The sequence below is a fragment of the Roseovarius sp. genome (genome assembly GCF_040219995.1).
Classification (GTDB): domain Bacteria; phylum Pseudomonadota; class Alphaproteobacteria; order Rhodobacterales; family Rhodobacteraceae; genus Roseovarius.
This window is the reverse complement of record NZ_JAVJUC010000015.1, coordinates 50,519-68,854: the sequence shown is the minus strand read 5'-3', so window position 1 is coordinate 68,854 and position 18,336 is coordinate 50,519. Positions and strand designations below refer to the sequence as shown.

General features: G+C 64.6%; 16 protein-coding genes. 6 read left to right on the top strand and 10 right to left on the bottom strand.

From position 1 onward, the window contains the following. Nucleotides 1–20: 20 nt before the first annotated feature. The 4 genes from RID11_RS09095 to RID11_RS09080 are packed head-to-tail and all read right to left on the bottom strand — an operon-like array spanning nt 21 to nt 6,712. Nucleotides 21–2,069, bottom strand: a complete 2,049-nt coding sequence (locus tag RID11_RS09095; protein ID WP_350137952.1) for a hypothetical protein — start codon at nt 2,067–2,069, stop codon at nt 21–23. Further along, nucleotides 2,066–4,825, bottom strand: a complete 2,760-nt coding sequence (locus tag RID11_RS09090; protein ID WP_350137949.1) for a DUF4159 domain-containing protein — start codon at nt 4,823–4,825, stop codon at nt 2,066–2,068. The genes RID11_RS09095 and RID11_RS09090 overlap by 4 nt, the downstream gene beginning before the upstream one ends. Continuing rightward, entirely contained in the window at nt 4,822–5,703 is an 882-nt protein-coding gene (locus RID11_RS09085; RefSeq protein ID WP_350137947.1) for a DUF58 domain-containing protein, read from the bottom strand. Before RID11_RS09085 ends, RID11_RS09090 begins: the two co-directional genes overlap by 4 nt. A gap of 1 nt (nt 5,704) precedes the next feature. Continuing rightward, complete coding sequence (locus RID11_RS09080) at nt 5,705–6,712, bottom strand: AAA family ATPase (RefSeq protein WP_350137945.1); 1,008 nt, start codon at nt 6,710–6,712, stop codon at nt 5,705–5,707. 69 nt (nt 6,713–6,781) lie between these two features. On the opposite strand from RID11_RS09080, the gene RID11_RS09075 reads away from it, so the two are divergent. Further along, nucleotides 6,782–7,363 (top strand): DUF1285 domain-containing protein, encoded by a 582-nt coding sequence (locus tag RID11_RS09075; protein ID WP_350137941.1) that lies wholly within the window; start codon nt 6,782–6,784, stop codon nt 7,361–7,363. 117 nt (nt 7,364–7,480) lie between these two features. After that, a complete protein-coding gene (locus RID11_RS09070; RefSeq protein ID WP_350137937.1) occupies nt 7,481–9,100 on the top strand; it encodes a mucoidy inhibitor MuiA family protein in 1,620 nt (539 codons plus the stop codon). A 75-nt stretch (nt 9,101–9,175) separates the two neighbouring features. Here the strand turns inward: RID11_RS09070 and RID11_RS09065 are convergent, their stop codons facing one another. Next, entirely contained in the window at nt 9,176–9,703 is a 528-nt protein-coding gene (locus RID11_RS09065) for an invasion associated locus B family protein (protein WP_350137935.1), read from the bottom strand. Between the two features lie 189 nt (nt 9,704–9,892). Between RID11_RS09065 and RID11_RS09060 the strand changes: the two genes are divergently transcribed. Together RID11_RS09060 and RID11_RS09055 are read left to right on the top strand one after the other, a co-directional pair. Continuing rightward, on the top strand, nt 9,893–10,888 hold the full coding sequence (locus tag RID11_RS09060) for an asparaginase (RefSeq protein WP_350137933.1): 996 nt from the start codon (nt 9,893–9,895) through the stop codon (nt 10,886–10,888). A 268-nt stretch (nt 10,889–11,156) separates the two neighbouring features. Beyond that, nucleotides 11,157–11,408 (top strand): EF-hand domain-containing protein, encoded by a 252-nt coding sequence (locus RID11_RS09055; RefSeq protein WP_350137931.1) that lies wholly within the window; start codon nt 11,157–11,159, stop codon nt 11,406–11,408. Between the two features lie 53 nt (nt 11,409–11,461). Here RID11_RS09055 and RID11_RS09050 read toward each other — a convergent pair whose 3' ends face one another. The 5 genes from RID11_RS09050 to RID11_RS09030 all read right to left on the bottom strand — a co-directional run bounded on the left by RID11_RS09050 (nt 11,462) and on the right by RID11_RS09030 (nt 15,115). Next, on the bottom strand, nt 11,462–12,469 hold the full coding sequence (locus RID11_RS09050) for a Hint domain-containing protein (protein ID WP_350137928.1): 1,008 nt from the start codon (nt 12,467–12,469) through the stop codon (nt 11,462–11,464). An 88-nt stretch (nt 12,470–12,557) separates the two neighbouring features. Next, nucleotides 12,558–13,436, bottom strand: coding sequence for a phosphoserine phosphatase SerB (serB, locus tag RID11_RS09045; RefSeq protein WP_350137925.1), 879 nt, complete (start codon nt 13,434–13,436; stop codon nt 12,558–12,560). 196 nt (nt 13,437–13,632) lie between these two features. After that, complete coding sequence (locus RID11_RS09040; protein WP_350137922.1) at nt 13,633–14,133, bottom strand: hypothetical protein; 501 nt, start codon at nt 14,131–14,133, stop codon at nt 13,633–13,635. Beyond that, nucleotides 14,130–14,750, bottom strand: coding sequence for a hypothetical protein (locus tag RID11_RS09035; protein ID WP_350137920.1), 621 nt, complete (start codon nt 14,748–14,750; stop codon nt 14,130–14,132). Before RID11_RS09035 ends, RID11_RS09040 begins: the two co-directional genes overlap by 4 nt. Beyond that, complete coding sequence (locus RID11_RS09030) at nt 14,750–15,115, bottom strand: hypothetical protein (RefSeq protein WP_350137917.1); 366 nt, start codon at nt 15,113–15,115, stop codon at nt 14,750–14,752. Before RID11_RS09030 ends, RID11_RS09035 begins: the two co-directional genes overlap by 1 nt. Before the next feature lie 306 nt (nt 15,116–15,421). Here RID11_RS09030 and RID11_RS09025 point away from each other — a divergent pair, with 306 nt between their 5' ends. Continuing rightward, nucleotides 15,422–16,576: a phosphoserine transaminase gene (locus RID11_RS09025; RefSeq protein ID WP_350137915.1), complete on the top strand. Its 1,155-nt coding sequence runs from the start codon at nt 15,422–15,424 to the stop codon at nt 16,574–16,576. Between the two features lie 86 nt (nt 16,577–16,662). Further along, a complete protein-coding gene (gene serA, locus RID11_RS09020; RefSeq protein WP_350137912.1) occupies nt 16,663–18,258 on the top strand; it encodes a phosphoglycerate dehydrogenase in 1,596 nt (531 codons plus the stop codon). Nucleotides 18,259–18,336 lie beyond the last annotated feature (78 nt).

Here is an 18,336-nt window from a genome sequence, read left to right as displayed (position 1 = left end):
CTCAAGGCCAAAACCGCCCCCTACCTGCGCCCCTCGCGCAGCCAGCCTGCTAGAATCAGACCCGAGACCAGCAAAAGCACCAGCCATGGCGGCAGAAGCGCCATCTGGCTCACGCTCATCGTCTCATAGGCGCCGCGCGGGGTGATCCCGATCCAGCCGCGCCCGGCGGCGGGGCGGCCTTCGCGTACCTCGCGGATGCGCGGCACCCCGTCGGCCATCGCCTGCACGCCGCCATTGGTGGCGTCGATCACCGGGCGCAGGGCGGCGTCGCTGGCAATCGTGCGCTCGAACTCGACCGGGGCGGCGGGGCCAAGACCTATGACCGCGCTTTCCTCGCCATTCTCCAGCCGGTAAAGCCCGATCTCGGGCCCGTCATAGAGCGTCTCGAACCGACCCGGTGAGACCTCCTCGAGATCACGCTCGACCACCTCGCCCGAGGGCGTGGTGATCGTGACCGGCCCCACCTCGTCCGACAGCGACCGGCGGATGACGCGCATCTGCTGCCCCGTCGCCTCGGCCCAGAGCGCCTCTTCCTCAAGCTCCGGTTCCTTCATCATCCAATGCGCCAGACGCCGCAGCAACTCAAGCTGCGGCCCGCCGCCCTCGAACCCGCGTCCCCAGAGCCAAGCATGATCCGACGCAAGCAGCGCCACGCGCCCCTCGCCCACCCGGTCGAGCATCAGGAGCGGGCGGTCGCCCACGCCCGACATCACCACGTCGCCGCCCGTCGGCGTCACCTCGATCTGGCGCATCCAGCGGCCCCACTCGGCGCCAAAATCACGCTCCAGCCCGGCGGTCACCGGGTGCCGCTCGCCCAGGTCGGTGACATCGGGCCGATAGCCTTCTTCGACCACCCGCGCGGTGGGGCGGGCGGGCACCAGTTCCTCGAACGGACCGCGATAGATGCTTTCTGCCCCGGCGAAATCCGGCCCGGCGGCGAGCAGCACGGCGCCGCCCTTTTCGACATATTGGCGGATGTTTTCGAGGTAGATCGACGGCAGAATGCCGCGACGGCGGTAGCGGTCAAAGATGATCAGGTCGAAATCATCGACCTTCTCAAGGAACAGCTCGCGCGTCGGAAAGGCGATGAGCGAAAGTTCCCGCACCGGCACGCCGTCTTGTTTCTCGGGCGGGCGCAAGATCGTGAAATGCACCAGATCGACCGAGCTGTCGGATTTCAGCAGGTTGCGCCATGTCCGCGTTCCGGGATGCGGCTGGCCCGAGACCAGAAGCACGCTGAGCCGATCGCGCACGCCGTTGATCTGCACCAGCGCGGTGTTGTTGCGATCAGTGAGCTCTCCTTCGGCCATCGGCGTGGTGAATTGCAGCACGTTGCGCCCGCCATGCGGCAGGGTCAGCGGCAGGGTCATCTCCTCGCCCAGAGGCACCGAGAACCGGCGCGGTTCCTCGCCGTCGATGGATATGTCGAGCGGCACTTCCTCGACGCCTTCGGGGGCGGCCCCATCATCCTCGATGGTCAGCGTCAGGCGCACTTCCTCATCCAGAATGGCAAAGGCGGGGGCATTGTCGACGCGCAGGCGCCGGTCCCAGTCGCCCTCGCGCCCGCTATGCAGAAGGTGCAGCGGCGCAGGGATCTGAGGCGCGCGGTCGGCGTCGTGAATGCGCCCGTCCGAGAGCAGGATCACCCCGGCGATGCGGCCGCGCGGTTCCTCGGCCATGGCCTGTGCGAGGGCTGTCATCGCCAGCGTGCCGCCGTTCTCGGGCGCGTCAGGCACCGGCACGCGCCGCACCTCGGTATTGTCGCGCGCCTCCAGCCGCGCGGCGAGCGCATCGGCGGTCGATTGCGTCATCGTTTCGCGGTCGCCAAGGCCCTGGCTGGCGCTTTCATCCTCGACCAGCAGCACGATATCGCTCAGCGGTGCGCGATCCTCCTGTTGATAGGCGGGGCCAAGCAATGCGCCGAGCACGACCAGCCCGGCCAGTGCGCGGAACGCCCAGCCTGACAGGCCCCGCAAGAGTGCGAGGGACAGTCCTGCCGCCACCAGCACCGCCAATGCAGTAATCAGCCAGATCGGCAGGAGTGGATCAAAAATCACGCTGCCCGTCATTGGCCCAACCTGTCCAGAAGTGCCGGCACATGCACCTGATCGGATTTGTAATTGCCGGTCAGCACATGCATCACCAGATTGACGCCGAAGCGGTAGCTGAGTTCGCGCTGCCGCTCGCCAGCATAGCCGCGCCCGACCGGAAACAGCGGATCGCCACGCTCATTCACCGCCCAGGCCGAGGCCCAGTCATTGCCGCCGATCACCACCGGTGTCACCCCGTCATTGAGATTGCGGAACGGCATGCCCTCGATGCGTTCGGCGTCAGGGGGCGCGGCCTCTACCCAGACCGAGCGACCCGTGTGACGGCCCGGAAAATCACTGAGAAGGTAGAAGGTGCGGGTCAGCACGTGATCCTCCGGCACGGGCTCCAGCGGGGGAATATCCAGCGGTGCGGCCAGCCGTTGCAGCCGCGCGCCATTGGGGGAAGACGCGCCAAAACCCGCCACGTCGGCGTCGCGCGTGTCGAACACGATCATTCCGCCGCTCCGCAGGTAGTCGTTGAGCTTCACATAAGCCTCTGCCGAGGGGGTGGGCTGATCGGGAGTGATCGGCCAGTAGAGGATCGGGTAAAACGCCAGCTCATCGGTTTCGAGATTGACGCTGATCGGGGGATCAGGCTCGATCGAGGTGCGGAAGGTGAGCATCCGCCCCAGCCCCCGCAGCCCGGCGCGGGCGGCGTCGTCCACGTCAGTATTGCCGGTGATCACATGGGCGAGCACCACCTCTGACGTGGCTTCGATGGCGCGCGCATCGCTTTCCTGTGCCTGCGCCTGTTGCGGTGCACTGAGGCTGAGCGCGACCAGAAGCATCGCCGCTGCCCGCGCAGGCCAGAGCCGCCCCGACAGCGCCAGCGAGGCGAGAATATCCGCCGTCAGCAGTACTAGCGCCGTTGCCAGCAGCCACCCGCCAAGCGGCATCTCGGGCGCGCGGGCCAGCCCCTCGACGGGGATGCGCGCGGGCCATGTCATGGGGGTGAGGGGCGCCTCCTGCGTCATCACATTGCGCGCCATCCGCCGTTCCGGGCCATCGTAGAGCCCCGGCAGGAGATCGGGACCAAGCGATGCCTCAAGCAGGTCCTCACCGGCCACGCCGGGGCGGGTGCCTGCATCGTCCAGCCGCCCGAACCCGTCGAGCACCTCGACCGGCTGCCATGTGGTGCCCTCAAGTTCCGCCATGTCCGGCGGGGCCATGGCCGAGGACACAGCCAGCCGCTCCAGCATCTGCACGAAGAGGCCCGAGAGCGGCAGGGAGGACCATTCGGCATTGGCGGTGACGTGAAAGAGCACGACCTGCCCCGCGCCGATGCGCTTGCGCGTGACCAGCGGCGTGCCGTCACTCAGCTGGGCAATCACCCGGTCGGCCAGCGTCGGGTCGGGCTGTGCCATGACCTGCGCGCTCACCGTCACGTCACCGGGGATATCGAGCCCCTGAAACGGGCTGCCATCGGGGAAGGGGGCGAGCGATTTGGGCTCTCCCCAGCTCATCGCGCCGCCCACCGTGCGCCCGCCCGCGCGCAGGCGGACCGGCATCAGCGGGGCCTCTTCGCTGCGCGAGACATCACTTGCGGCGACGCGCGGCCCGGCGAAGCGCAGGAGCAGCCCGCCCTTTTCGGCCCATTCGAGCAAGGCCGCCTGCTCGGCCCCCGAAAGCGTCGCCACATCAGCGAGCACGATCACATCGGGGTTGGCGGGCAGCACGTCCATCAGCGCGCCGTCCAGAAGATCAGCGGTCGGCACCAGCGCCTGTTCGAGGTAATGCAGCGGCGACAAAAGCTCCAACCCCTCGCGATCCTCGCGACCGGCAATCAGCGCCACCTCGCGCCGTTTCAGCCCGTCATCGGTAAGCGTGACCGCCCCGGCCTGCGTCTCTCCGGCAATTTCGAACCGGGTGACGCGGGCGCGCAGTTCTGGCGGCAGCGAGAGCGCGCCGGTGGCCTCGGTGGCGTCTTCTTCGAATGTCATCGGCAGGCTCGCGAGCACGCGCGGGATGCCTGCGGGGTCAAGGCCATGGGCATTGACGGTGATCTCGCGCGTGCCCCCCGGCGCGGCGCGCAGGGCGGTCAGGTCGACCAGACCGTCGGACAGTTGCGCGGGGCGCAGCGCCATCACCGACCGTGCGCTTTCATGCACCGTGACCGGGCCACGCGCTTCCAGCGCCTCAAGCAGTGCATCGCGCCCGTCATGCGCCAGCCCGTCCGAGAACCAGCGCGTCTCGAACCCGTCATCGTCGAGCATCTCTGCCGCCGCCTCCAGCGTCTCGGGCGTGGGGGGCCAGGGGGCGGGTGTCAGCCCCGGCAGGCCGCTGCGCCATGTCTCGGCGGCGCGAAAGACTGGCGCTTCGGGGTCGCTCAACTCCATGATCGCGGCGGCGCGCCCGTCGCGCCCCGCCTCGGCCAGGAGGCCGTCCATCACCGCCACCTGCGCATTCCAGTCCCTGGCATTGGCCCAGCTTGCATCGGTCACGATCAGCAGCGGCAGGCGGCTTGCCGCCTCGCCGTCGGCGCGCGGATTGAGCACCGGGCCCGCCAACCCCACGATCACCGCCGCGACGGCCAGCATCCGAAGGAGCAACAGCCACCACGGCGTGCGATCCGTCACCGTGTCGTCATCGGTCAGCCCCAGAAGCAGCGCCACGCCGGGGAACCGCCGCCGGATCGGCGCGGGCGGCACGGCGCGCAGGATGAGCCACAGGATGGGCAGCGCGGCGAGTGCCAGCAACAACCAGGGTGCTGCGAAACCGATAGGTCCAAGCATCATGCGCTCGCCCCCTTGTCGATCGCGCGATAGAGCCACAGGAGCGCCGATTGCGCCGAGTCACCGGTGTGGTGCAGACCGTGCCGCCAGCCGGTCGCGGCACAAAGCGCGGCGAGTTCCGCCTTGCGTTCGGCCAACCGCTCCAGATAGCGGTCGCGCAGATCGTTGGCCTTCAGCGTCTCATGCGCCAGCGTGCCGCCCATGCTCTCGAAAATCGTGCGGCCACGATAGGGAAACGCCTCTTCCGCCGGGTCGAGCACCTGATAGACCACGCCGCGCACCCCGCGATCCGCCGCCTTGGTCAATGCGGCGCGCAGCCCCGCGAGATCGCCCATGAAATCCGAGATCAAGAGCGCCCGGCCATGCGGCACCAGGCCCGCCATGTCGGGGCTTGCATAATCTTCTTCGCTGTCGAGCGTGAGCGCCTGTGTGAGGCGCGCCAGTTGCGCCTGCCCGCGCCGGGGGGGCAGGGCGGTGCCGGTCATTCCCACCCGTTCGCCGCCGCGCAGCAGCAGCACCGAGATTGCCAAGGCGAGAAGCCGTGCGCGATCTGCCTTGTCGGGCAGGCCCTTGTCCGAGGAAAACCGCATCGAGGCGGCGGGATCGACCCAGAGCATCACGCTTTGCGCGATCTGCCATTCGCGTTGCCGCACGAATTGCGCATCCGACCGGGCCGAGCGGCGCCAGTCGATCATCCGGCGGCTGTCGCCTTGCTGAACCGGGCGGTATTGCCAGAAATCGTCGCCTTGCCCCGCGCGTCTGCGGCCATGCTCGCCCAACAGGACGGTGCCCGCCAGATGCTCGGCCCGCGCCAGAAGCGGCGGCAGGCGCGCGGCCTCGGCCTCGGCGCGGGGGCGCAGGGTATGGACGGTCTCTTCCATGTCAGGCGGCGGCCTGAACCTGTGTCACGTCCTCGACCATGCGCGCGATCAGTGCGTTGAGGCTGTCGCCCCGGGCCCTTGCGGCGAAATTGAGCGCCATGCGGTGGCCCAGCACCGGCTGTGCCATCGCGGCCACGTCGCTGGCATCGGGGGCAAGACGGCCCTGCAACATCGCGCGCGCGCGCACGGTCAGCATCAGCGCCTGTGCGGCACGAGGCCCGGGGCCCCAGGCGACGCTCTCGCGCACCCGGTCATCGGCGCTCGCATCCTCTGGGCGGCAGGCGCGCACAAGATCAAGGATGACCTCCATCACCTTTTCGCCCACTGGCATGCGGCGCAGCATCTGTTGCGCGTCGATCAGCTCTTCGGGGGTAAAGACGCCATGGGCCTCTTCTTCCTCGGCCCCGGTGGTGGCCAGCAGGATCGCGCGTTCTGTATCGCGGTCCGGGTAGGGCACGTCGATCTGCACGAGAAAACGGTCAAGCTGTGCCTCGGGCAGGGGGTATGTGCCCTCCTGCTCGATCGGGTTCTGTGTGGCCAGCACGTGAAACGGCGGGGTAAGCGTGCGGTTCTGGCCCGCGACCGTCACCTGCCGCTCCTGCATCGCCTGCAACAGCGCCGATTGCGTGCGCGGGCTGGCGCGGTTGATCTCATCGGCCATCAGAAGCTGGCAAAAGATCGGGCCCTCGATGAACTTGAAGGCGCGCTTGCCGTCCTCGGAGGTCTCCAGCACCTCGCTGCCGAGAATGTCGGCGGGCATGAGATCGGGAGTGAACTGCACCCGGTTGGTGTTGAGGCCCATCACCGTGCCCAATGTCTCGACCAGCCTTGTCTTCCCCAGACCGGGCAGACCGATGAGCAACCCATGCCCGCCGCACAGAAGCGCCGAAAGCGACAGGTCAACCACCCGCTCCTGACCGATGAAGCGCCGCGTGATCGAGGCGCGGGCCTGCGCCAATTTGCCTTCCAGCGCGTCGAGACCGGCGAGAAGATCGGGGTCATCGGTCATGGCAAAACTCCTGTCAGAACTATATCCTCAGCCTAGAATGTATCGCGCAAGACAGAAATGGCAAAAGCAATGAGCACAGAATCTCTCACAACCCCGTCAGCCGACAGCCTCGCCGCTTCTGCACGTGCGGTCGCCAAGCAAGGGCGCGGTCTGCCGCCGGTACAGGACTGGAATCCACCGTTTTGCGGCGATCTCGACATGCGCATCGCCCGCGACGGGACGTGGTTTTACCAGGGCACGCCGATCACGCGGACAGCACTTGTGCGGCTCTTTTCGACCATTCTGCGCCGCGACGGGGGTGATTATTTTCTGGTCACGCCGGTCGAAAAGGTCGGGATTACGGTCGATGACGCGCCTTTCGTGGCCGTTGATGTCGAGGCCGAGGGGGCAGGGCAGGATCAGACCCTGCGATTCGAGACCAATGTCGGCGATCACGTCACCGCCGGGCCGGAGCATCCGATTCGCGTGGAGCGCGACCCCGAAACCGGAGAGCCCGCGCCCTATGTGCTGGTGCGGGCCAATCTCGAAGCGCTGATCGACCGCAAGAGTTTTTACCGGCTGGTCGAGATCGGTGACCGGCAAGATGGCTGGTTCGGTCTGTGGTCGGGCGGCGCGTTCTTCCGCATCATCCCCGAGGACGAATTGCCCTGACCGCCCGGCGTCGCTGATCACTCGCATGGCGTGAATCCGCGCATCGCCGCGTCGCGCGCTTGCGCTTCGATGGCTGGGGTCTGAAATATCTCCCAGGTGTATCAGGAGTCTTGCCCCATGCGTGCCTTATGTCTTCCGCTGTTGCTTGTTGCCGCCCCGGCCATTGCCGACGATATCGCGCTGTCCAGCCGGGTCAGCGCGGTGACGTTGTTTCCGCAAGGCGCGACAGTCGTCCGCGAGGTGCCCTTTGCCGCGCCTGCGGGCCAGCATGACCTGATCCTCGCCGATCTGCCGCGCGGCACGCCGCTCGCCTCGGTGCGGGTCAGCGTCGAGGGCGCGCGCATGGGCGGGGTGACGACGCGCCGCGATTACGTGCCGCCCCGCGACATGAGCGAGAGTTCTGAACTGCTTGCAGCTCGCGCCGAGGTGGAACGGCTGGAAGAGGCACTGCGCGCCGCCCGGGCGCGGATCGACGATATCCGGCTGGAGGCCGAGGCGGCGCGCGCGCGGCTTGCCTTCCTTGACCGGATCGGACAGGGCGACGGGGTGGCGACGCTCGAGATCGACCGGTTGCGCGACCTGTCGCAGATGATCGGTACCGAGACCCTCGCCGCGCGGCAGACCGCGCTGGAGGCCACCCGCCGCGCCGACGCCGCCGAGCGCGCGCTCTCCGATCAGCAAGAGGCGCTGGACGCGGCGCGCAAGGCACTCAAGGCGCTGGTCCCGGAGGAGGAGGCGCGCGCAATGCTCGCCGTTGCGGTTTCAGCCGACAGCGCCACAGAGGGGCGGATGCTCGTGACCTACACCATCCCCGATGCGGGCTGGCAGCCGCTTTACGATATGCATCTCGAGCGCGACAGCGGCGCGCTGCGGATCGAGCGCGGGGCGCTTGTGCGCCAGGCCACCGGTGAGAATTGGCAGGACGTGGCGTTGACCCTTTCGACCGCGCGTCCGTCCGAGCAGACGCAGCCCGGGCAGATCTGGCCCTGGGTGCCGCGCATCGTGGACCCCGAAGAGATCCGGCCCCTCGCGCGTCAGAAAGGTGCCGACGCGCTCATGTCGATGGCCGCGCCCGCGCCTGAGATGGAAAATGCCGTGGTCGCCGACGCGACGTTAGACGGTCTTTCGGTTTCCTACAGCTATCCCGCGCCGGTCGATGTGACCACGGGCGCCGATCACGTGCGGCTTATGCTCGGCACGCTGGAGGCGCAGGCCGAGATCGTCGCACAGGCCGTGCCGATGGTGGATCAGACCGCCTATCTGATGGCGGAGTTCACCAATCAAACCGACGAAATCCTGCTGCCCACCTCTGAGGCGCGGTTCTATCTCGATGGGCGTTACGTGGGGCAGCGCGGCCTTGACCTGATCGCCGCCGGGGACGAGGCGGACCTGTCCTTCGGCCCCATCGACGGGCTGCGCCTGAGCCGCACCCTGCGTGACCGCAATGAAGGCGACCGGGGGCTGATCCGCAAATCCAACGAGATGACAGAGGCTGTGATGATCGAGGTCGAGAACCTGACCGACATGGCCTGGCCGCTGCGCGTGCTCGACCGGGTGCCGGTGTCGGAACAGGAAGATCTGGAGATCACCTGGTCCGCGACGCCCGCGCCTGCCGAAGAAAATGTCGATGACATGCGTGGTATCCTGGCTTGGGAGTTCGACCTGCCCGCCGGTGAGGCACAGTCCATCCGGCTTGAGACCGCGATGGAATGGCCCGAGGGCAAGGTGCTGCGCTGAACCGAAACATGCGCGCCATGAAAAAGCGGCGGTGCCGATCCGGCCCGCCGCTTGATTTGTCCGCGATCCGCCGCGTTACTGGCAGCGCTTCTCGGCCTCTTCGACCGCGGCGGTGTAGCCAAGCAGCGAGAACGTGTCCTTGGTCTGTGTGCCGCGCGAGGAGCGTGCCGTCAGCACCGCGTCCGCGCCGCGTTTCATTGCCGCCAGTATCTTGGCGTCATCCTCGGTGCTGGCGGGCCAGGCCCATTCGCCCTCGGTGAACAACTCGAACTCGCTGCCGCCGATATTCATGTTGACGGTCGAGCCGCCCGCGAACGGATAACCACCGGTAAAGGTGATCTGACCCTGCACGCCCGCGCCGGGGCGAAAGAACGTCATCAGCAGGATATCGCCCCGCCGCACGGCGACGACGCGACCGTCGCGCGTGTTGACGGTTTCCGTCGGGGCCGACACCGCCCAGCATTCGCGCGGGTCGGTGTCCTCGAACACGCTCCATGCGGTCTCGGCGGCGACCTGATTGGTGCTTGTTTCCTGCGCCAGCGCGCCGGTTGTCATCAACCCGACGAGCGCGAGTGCAATGCCGCCTGCAATTCGTGATACCATATGTCCAGCCTCCAAGCTGTCCTGAGCCTCAATTCCAAGGGTCGCTTGCATTCCTTGCCGGAATTCTTTTGAGATGCGACCAGTCCTATCTCGACACTGCAACATTAGCCTGAAACACGCGAGAAATGAAAGACGGTATTGGCGGATTTTCGCACACGCCGCCATGGTCCGTCGAACTGGAGAAGCTGCATGACCAATCCCGTCCCCCTTACCGAAATCTGGCGCGGACCGCGCCCCGAAAGCGTACATCTTGGCCATGCCGTGATCTGCGATAGCTCGGGCGGGATTGTCGAGGCCTCGGGCAACCCCGACGCGGTGGTGCTGCCGCGCTCCTCGGCCAAGATGTTGCAGGCGCTGCCGCTGATCACCAGCGGGGCGGCGCATGCCCATGGGCTGAACTCCGAACAATTGGCGCTGGCCTGCGCCTCACATGAGGGGGGCGAGATACATACCTCTCGCGTGCGACGCTGGATCGACGATCTGGGCCTGACCGACTATGATTTTCGCTGCGGTGCGCATATGCCGTGGGACAAGGCGGCGCATAAGGCGCTTTTGTGTTCCGATACCGCGCCCTGTCAGGTGCATAACAATTGTTCGGGCAAGCATGCGGGGTTCTTGACGCTCAATCGCCAGTTGGGGGGTGGGCCGGACTATGTGGAACCGGATCACCCGGTGCAAAAGGCGGTATTCGAGGCGTTCGAGGAGATCACCGCCGAAACCTCGCCCTATTACGGGATCGATGGCTGTTCCGCGCCCAACCCGGCCTGCACCCTGCATGGCATGGCCCGCGCGATGGCGTGGTTTGCGGCTGCGTCCGAAACCGGGGGCATGGTCGAAAACGCTGCCGTCCGGCTCTGGCAGGCGATGGTGGCCCATCCCGAACTGGTCGCGGGCGAGGGGCGTGCCTGCACCGAGTTGATGCGCGCCTGTTCCGAGCCGGTGGCGCTAAAAACCGGGGCCGAGGCGTTCTTTATCGCGATCCTGCCGCAGCGCAAACTGGGTGTCGCGCTCAAGATCGCCGATGGCGGCACGCGCGGTGCGGAATGCGCGATCGCCTCGATCCTCGTTCGTTTGGGCGTGCTCGACCCCGACCACCCGACCGCGCGCAAGTTCCGCAATGCGCCGATCACCAATTGGCGCGGCATCGAGACCGGCATGATCAAACCGGCCGCCGCTCTCGCCTGAGTCGCACCGGTCGGCAATGTTCCACTGATATGCGAGACGCACCATTCCGGCGGCGTTTCGCTCGAATGGCCGTGTCACGCGGGCAGGTTCCCGCCAGCCCGGGACGGGCGGCGTTGTCCCGCCCATGCGCCCCCTGCGTTTTGGCTGGTTTTCGCATGTTTTTCAGGTATTTGGGACGACCCGATGACAGCGAGCCAAGGCGGCCTCATGTTCTGGACACGATCGCGATAAAACGCGGTCCGAAACCTGAAACGAAAGGATGTCTGAGATGACCAAGACAACGCTTGCCACCGGCTTTGCCCTCACACTCGCGCTGCCCGGCCTTGCCCTTGCGGCCGATTTCGCGGAGATCGATGCCAACGGCGATGGGTACATCACCATGTCGGAATTCCAGCAGGCCATGCCCGATGCCTCCACGGATGCCTTCATGAAGGCCGATGCCGATGCCGACGGCGCGATCAGCGAAGAGGAGTTCGCCGCCGCGCAAGAGGAAGGCACCCTGCCGTCGAGCGAGGGCTGACCCGAGAGCCGGGGCATGCCACCGCGCATGCCCCGGCACCTTCCCTATGCGGCTCAGGCAACAAGTCTGGTTTCCCACCGGCGCAGACAGTGCCGCGCGGCTGCATCTGCCGTGTCCCCGTCCACGGCATCGACGTCCATGAGGTCCGGGAACAACGCCTTGAGCTCCGCATGCTCCGCCGCACTCAGCGCGCCAAGCGCCATCTCGCCCAGGTGCAGGCTCTCGCTCGGGATGCCCTCGGCAAGAACGACTTCATGCTGATCAAACGCCAGATGCACATAGCGCACCCGAGACCGTGGCACCTGTCGGATCGTATCCCCATTGACCAGATGCAATGCGGCGACCAGAACCTGAGGCTGGCCGAAATACATTTCCGTACGCCAATCGCCGATCAGCATGCGATGCTGCGGTGACACCACCAGCTTGCGCCAGTTGCCAAGCGCCCCCGACGCGATCTCGATCGGGGCCATCGATCCGCGCCCCGGCACTTCGCGCTGACCGCTCCACCGGACCGGTTGCAGCCCGTGATCCAGCGTGCGCACCAGATCCCCCGGACGTATCACCTCGACCGGCAACGGGCCGGTTTCGGTCTCGATCAGCGTGCCGGCGGCAAAGCAGGGAAAGACCGGCGGATCGGGAGAGAACGTGTCGAACGAGAGTTGCTGATCGCGGCGCGGCTCCAGTCCCGGACCGAATTGCACGGTGCCTGCGGTCAGCCCGTTGACATCAAACACGATATTCGCCGGGTTGGTGATGATCTGATGCTCACCGGACGAGGCGCGCCCCTGAAACTGATCATGCTGCGGATTGAGGCTTGAAAAAATCGGCGGTTCCGGCGGATCGGCATCGGGCCAAGCGTAGATATCGACGAATTGCCCGTTGCTGAACAGGTTGTCGTCCCCGTTCACCTGACGGATCACGATGCGGAACACGTCGCTCGACGTGCCAAGCGGCTCTACCCCTTGCAGGGTCACCTTCATGCCGTTGTTATTGCCGGATGTCGAAACGCTGGAAAAGGTGCCGACCTCGTCCCCCGTCACGAATATTTCCACTTCGGCCACGCCGGGCCTCCTTACAACTCATCCCCCCAGGATTTGCTGCCGGATCGATTGCGCTTAAGCTGCCTGAAAGATGACATGGTATCAATAGTTAAGAGGCGGGGCTTTGGAACTCTTCCCGGCTGTAGCCCTGCACGTACAAGAGCGCCGTCAGGTCGCCGTGGTTGATGCGGATATCGCAGTCTGCGGCGACCGAGGGCTTGGCATGCAGTGCCACGCCGGCGCCTGCCCGTCCGAGCATGCCCAGATCGTTCGCGCCGTCGCCGACGGCGATCACGTCGGCCTCTGAAATCCCCAAATGGGTGCTGATCTCTTCGAGCGCCTGCACCTTGGCGGCGCGTCCGAGAATGGGGCGTGCGACATCGCCCACAAGCGTGCCGCCCTCGGCCAGCAGCGTATTGGCGCGGTGCTCGTCAAACCCCAGCTGCGCCGCGACCGCTTCGGTAAAGGCGGTGAACCCGCCCGAGACCAGCGCGCAATAGGCGCCCTGCGCGCGCATCGTCGCGACCAGCGTGGCTCCCCCCGGCATGTAGCTGATGCGGGTGCGCAGCACCTCGCCGATCACCGCCTCGTCAAGGCCCTTGAGCAGCGCCACACGCTCCAGCAGGGCACCCTCGAAATCCAGCTCACCATTCATCGCCCGCGCCGTGATCTCGCGCACATGTGCGCCGACGCCCGCAACCTCGGCCAGTTCGTCGATGCATTCCTGCTCGATCATCGTGCTGTCCATATCCGCGAGCAGCATTTTCTTGCGCCGTCCCTCGACGGGCTGCACCACCAGATCGACGCCCATTTTCTGCAACTCGTCCCAGACATCCCACCGGTTGCCGGGATCCTGCGGCAGGCTGAATTCCGCCGCCTCATCCGGGGCAAGCCAGATCGCATCCCCGCCGCCCCAGGCATTGCGCAGGTTTTCGACAAGCGCGGGCTCAAGCGCCCCGGGGGCGGCGATCAGGGTGGCGATATACATGGAAACCTCGATTTTGCGATCCGCGGATGCCATAGCGCAGCTGTGGCCGGGGTTCCAGTGGGCGGGCGAATGCCGGGGGGGGAAGAAGCGGCCATTGAAAGTCGTGGTGATGCCGGGAAGATCGATTGCAGGACAGACGGATTGAGTCCTTCTCGAAGTCCAAAGAAGGCCGACCGGGACCACGTCGCCAATGATGCTAAAAAAACGTGATCTCCGTTTTCGGAATATCGGGAAATTCTGTCATTGTGCCAGGTGCAAACAATGAGATTACGCGATCATCTTGCTCGCCAGACATTGGATCGTAATACCGGTCTTCACGAAAGTCAAAAAAGCCGGTCATAGCCAGGTTCAGGCGCGTAAAGTTGACAGACCCAAGTTGATAGAAAGGCTTGTCACCGTTTGCTTTTTCGAACGCTTGCAGCGCAGTCCGTGTATCGTCTTGGAATACTTCGACATCCCCAATCAAGACGGGGATGGATGCCGGACCGGTGGCGATGAACACAACCTTGCCATCTCGATATGCCACGTTTGGATCGCCCAAACCCCAAAAGTGTGTCACCAGCCCGTCGTCCTCGACGATGGTGTCTTTCGCTCTGCCAAGCCCGGACGCCTCGGAAACTTCGCTTTCGGTCATGCCAAATTTTATAGGCAGGATGCCCACGTTAGGTTCGACACTCCATTTCGTCTCGCGCGTCATCGGACAATCCCATGCTTTTTCAAACACGTCGCATAGGCCATCATCTGGCCTATTGCCGCGTCATATTTGTCTTCGAACTTTAGCTTAATGTCAGCAACATCCAAAGCTATTGCACCCATGAAATTCCCGGCGGCTATCAACCGGGCTTGCTTGGCTTGGTATGCCTGAAAGCCTGGGCGCTTGCCGCTACTTGCGGTCTTGGCGTGGTCGAGTGGGTCCATTTGGATTGCAGGGCCAACTGATGTCGGCAGCGGGCTAACGGCCTTGGCCGGAGTGTGGTGACTTTCTTTACCGTCGCCTGAAGGTTGGGACATACCTAGATGAGACCCGCCGCGATATTTGCTGCCTGGAAGGCCATTCTGCAAATGTTGACATGGATTGTTTCTACCACATACTGCGCACGCCTCAGTGGCCTCCGTTTTGGCCAAAGTCCTGTTAACCTCATCCGAAGCGCCATTCATCATTGAACTGACAGCTGCAGCACCTGTGATAGTAGCGGCGACTGGAACGGCGTTTTGAGCGGCTGCAGTTGCCGTGCGTTGCGCAAAACTCCTAACAGCGTATTGCACGCCTATCCTGCCCAGATTCCACGCCACGGGAGCGAGAAAAGCAGGCATTATTCAGCTATACCTTGCGCGAGTTCCCCCATGGCATTGATCAAGTTGCGCAAATCCTGTTCGGGTTCTCCCATGTGTCTGCGTAAAAATCCGTCGATCTCTGGCATCGCATTAGCCTGACCATCCATCGCGCATTGCAATAAACAAAAGAGTCCAACGCCCTGTTCGGATCTGATCTTGTATCCGTAGCTCACGTGTCTTTGTTGTCTGATGAAGGCGTGAACATCAGATGCAGAAATGCTCGAAAGCTCCGCAACACGGCCGCGAAGAAACGTTTCAACACGGCGATCACTCTGCGCGAGCCGTTCTTCGCGCCCAACGTTGTCGATGAAGGTCCTTGAGAACCTGAGCACAGAAGCATCCAAACCAAAATGACTAACAACGGATTTTTGGCTAACATAGGTTGCGGGCCCGGTCTAGCTGAATGCTCTGCAGAAACAGCTTTCCTCGACGGATAGTAGGTGCGCGCAGTGAGAACAGCGGATCAACAGGTGGAGCTAAAACTCGCCATCCCTCGCCTGTTTCCGATCGTGGACACGCCATGTCGTATTTTTCACTCAAGCGGCGCTCCTGCGTCATTTCTGCGCTTGCGAAAGGCTCCGATTGGCCGTAATCCTGCAGGTGGGACACCCCTCCCCAACGAGGGGCGCTTATCTGGAAGGATAGCAGCAATGGCTATTGAACAACCGGCAACGCGGCCGGCAAATCCGCGTTTTTCCTCTGGCCCCTGTGCCAAACCCCCCGTTTTCGAATTGAGCAAGCTGTCGGATGCGCCCCTGGGCCGCAGCCACCGCGCTGCCGTGGGCAAGGCCAAGCTCAAGGCCGCCATCGAGGGCACGCGCGAAATTCTCGGCATCCCCGACGACTACCGCATCGGCATCGTGCCCGCCTCGGATACCGGGGCCGTGGAAATGGCGATGTGGAACCTGCTGGGCGAGCGCCGCGTCGAGATGCTGGCCTGGGAAAGCTTTGGCGCAGGCTGGGTCACCGACGCGGTCAAGCAGCTTAAACTCGACGCCGAGGTCAAGACCGCCGACTATGGCGAGATCGTCGATCTGGAGACGGTCGATACCGACAATGACGTCGTGTTCACCTGGAATGGCACCACCTCGGGCGTGCGCGTGCCCAATGGCGACTGGATCAAGGCGGACCGTGCGGGCCTGACGATCTGCGACGCGACCTCTGCCGCCTTCGCGCAGAACCTGCCCTGGGACAAGCTCGACGTGACCACCTTCTCTTGGCAGAAGGTGCTTGGCGGCGAGGCAGCGCATGGCATGATCATCCTTAGCCCCCGTGCGGTGGAGCGGCTGGAAAGCTACACGCCGCCCTGGCCGCTGCCCAAGATTTTCCGCCTCACGAAGGGCGGCAAGCTGATCGAGGGCATCTTTGTGGGCGAGACGATCAACACGCCGTCGATGCTCGCGGTCGAGGATTACCTGCTGGCGCTCGACTGGGCGCGCTCGGTGGGCGGCATGAACGGGCTGCGCGAGCGGGCCTATGCCAATCTCGCCGCCGTGCAGGCCTTTGTCGCCGGGCACCCTTGGCTGGCCTTCCTCGCGCATGAACCGGCGATCCGCTCCAATACCTCGGTGTGCCTGAAGTTCACCGATGAACGCATCAGTGATGGCGCGGGTTTTGCCAAGGCGGTCGCCAAGCGGCTTGAGTCCGAGGGCGTGGCCTATGACATCGGTGCCTATCGCGACGCGCCCCCCGGTCTGCGCATCTGGTGCGGCGGTACGGTCGAGACCGCCGATGTGGCGGCGCTGATGCCATGGATCGAATGGGCATTTGAAGCCGAAATCGCGGCGCTGTCCGAGACGGCGTGACCCCGATTTCTTGAAAAGAAATCGGTCCGAAGTCTTTCAAAGACTTCGGGCCCTCCCCCGAAATGTATCATCAAAGGACCAGAAAAATGGCTCCCAAGGTTCTCGTCTCCGACAAACTCTCTGAAACCGCCGTGCAGATCTTTCGCGATCGCGGCATCGACGTGGATTTCCAGCCCGATCTGGGCAAGGACAAGGACAAGCTCGCCGAGGTGATCGGCGACTATGACGGTCTCGCCATCCGCTCGGCCACCAAGGTCACGGAAAAGATCCTCGCCAACGCGACAAACCTCAAGGTCATCGCTCGGGCGGGCATCGGCACCGACAATATCGACAAGGCGGCGGCCTCGAAAAAGGGCGTGATCGTGATGAACACGCCCTTCGGCAACATGATCACCACCGCCGAGCATGCCATCGCGATGATGTTCGCCGTGGCGCGGCAAATCCCCGAGGCGTCGGCCTCCACGCAGGGGGGCAAGTGGGAAAAGTCGCGTTTCATGGGCGTGGAACTGACCGGCAAGACCTTAGGCGTGATCGGTGCAGGCAATATCGGCGGCATCGTCTGTGACCGCGCGCGTGGGCTCAAGATGAAGGTGGTGGCCTATGACCCGTTCCTCGGTCAGGAAAAGGCCGACAAGATGGGGGTGGAGAAGGTCGAACTCGACGACCTCCTGAAGCGCGCTGATTTCATCACCCTGCATGTTCCGCTCACCGATCAGACTCGCAATATCCTGAGCCGTGAGAACCTTGAAAAGACCAAGAAGGGCGTCCGCATCATCAATTGCGCGCGCGGTGGGCTGGTGGATGAGCAGGCCCTCGCCGACCTGTTGAAATCCGGCCATGTGGGGGGCGCGGGCTTTGATGTGTTCGCCGAGGAACCCGCCGTGGACAATCCGCTATTCGGCCTGCCCAACGTGGTCTGCACCCCGCATCTGGGCGCGGCCACCACCGAGGCGCAGGAAAACGTCGCCCTGCAGGTGGCCGAACAGATGTCCGACTACCTGCTGACGGGCGCTGTGACCAACGCGCTCAACATGCCGTCGGTGACGGCCGAAGAGGCCAAGGTGATGGGGCCGTGGATCAAGCTGTCGGATCACCTGGGCAATTTCATCGGCCAGATGACCGACGAGCCGATCAAGGCGATCAACATCCTTTACGATGGTGTGGCGAGCGAGATGAACCTCGGCGCGCTGACATCTGCCGCCGTGGCGGGGATCATGAAATCGGTGAACCCCGAGGTGAACATGGTGTCCGCCCCCGTCGTGGCCAAGGAACGCGGGGTCAAGATCTCGACCACCAAGCAGGACAAGTCCGGCGCTTTCGAGGGCTATATCAAGATCACCGTCGTCACCGACAAGCGCGAGCGGTCCATCGGCGGCACGGTGTTCAGCGATGGCAAGCCGCGTTTCATCCAGATCAAGGGCATCAATATCGACGCCGAGATCGGGCAGCATATGGTCTATACCACCAATGAGGACGTGCCGGGGATCATCGGCACATTGGGTCAAACCATGGGCGAGAATGGCGTCAATATCGCCAACTTCACCCTTGGCCGGTCGGATGCCGGGGGCGAGGCGATTGCGCTCTTGTACGTGGATGCGCCGGTGCCGGAGGCGGCGATCAAGGCGCTGCACGCGACGGGCAAGTTCCAGCAGATCCGTCCGCTGCAATTCGACATGGGCTAAGCCACGCCCAACAGCGATGGACGAGGTCGCCTGCCTGCGCTATCAGGCAGGCGATTTCGCGTTTTGCAGGAGACCGCC

Bases quoted from the DNA above. Each gene is read 5' to 3' on its own strand.
- RID11_RS09095 (WP_350137952.1), bottom strand. From the start codon at position 2,069: ATGACGGGCAGCGTGATTTTTGATCCACTCCTGCCGATCTGGCTGATT.
- RID11_RS09090 (WP_350137949.1), bottom strand. From the start codon at position 4,825: ATGATGCTTGGACCTATCGGTTTCGCAGCACCCTGGTTGTTGCTGGCA.
- RID11_RS09085 (WP_350137947.1), bottom strand. From the start codon at position 5,703: ATGGAAGAGACCGTCCATACCCTGCGCCCCCGCGCCGAGGCCGAGGCC.
- RID11_RS09080 (WP_350137945.1), bottom strand. From the start codon at position 6,712: ATGACCGATGACCCCGATCTTCTCGCCGGTCTCGACGCGCTGGAAGGC.
- RID11_RS09075 (WP_350137941.1), top strand. From the start codon at position 6,782: ATGAGCACAGAATCTCTCACAACCCCGTCAGCCGACAGCCTCGCCGCT.
- RID11_RS09070 (WP_350137937.1), top strand. From the start codon at position 7,481: ATGCGTGCCTTATGTCTTCCGCTGTTGCTTGTTGCCGCCCCGGCCATT.
- RID11_RS09065 (WP_350137935.1), bottom strand. From the start codon at position 9,703: ATGGTATCACGAATTGCAGGCGGCATTGCACTCGCGCTCGTCGGGTTG.
- RID11_RS09060 (WP_350137933.1), top strand. From the start codon at position 9,893: ATGACCAATCCCGTCCCCCTTACCGAAATCTGGCGCGGACCGCGCCCC.
- RID11_RS09055 (WP_350137931.1), top strand. From the start codon at position 11,157: ATGACCAAGACAACGCTTGCCACCGGCTTTGCCCTCACACTCGCGCTG.
- serB (WP_350137925.1), bottom strand. From the start codon at position 13,436: ATGTATATCGCCACCCTGATCGCCGCCCCCGGGGCGCTTGAGCCCGCG.
- RID11_RS09040 (WP_350137922.1), bottom strand. From the start codon at position 14,133: ATGACGCGCGAGACGAAATGGAGTGTCGAACCTAACGTGGGCATCCTG.
- RID11_RS09035 (WP_350137920.1), bottom strand. From the start codon at position 14,750: ATGCCTGCTTTTCTCGCTCCCGTGGCGTGGAATCTGGGCAGGATAGGC.
- RID11_RS09025 (WP_350137915.1), top strand. From the start codon at position 15,422: ATGGCTATTGAACAACCGGCAACGCGGCCGGCAAATCCGCGTTTTTCC.
- serA (WP_350137912.1), top strand. From the start codon at position 16,663: ATGGCTCCCAAGGTTCTCGTCTCCGACAAACTCTCTGAAACCGCCGTG.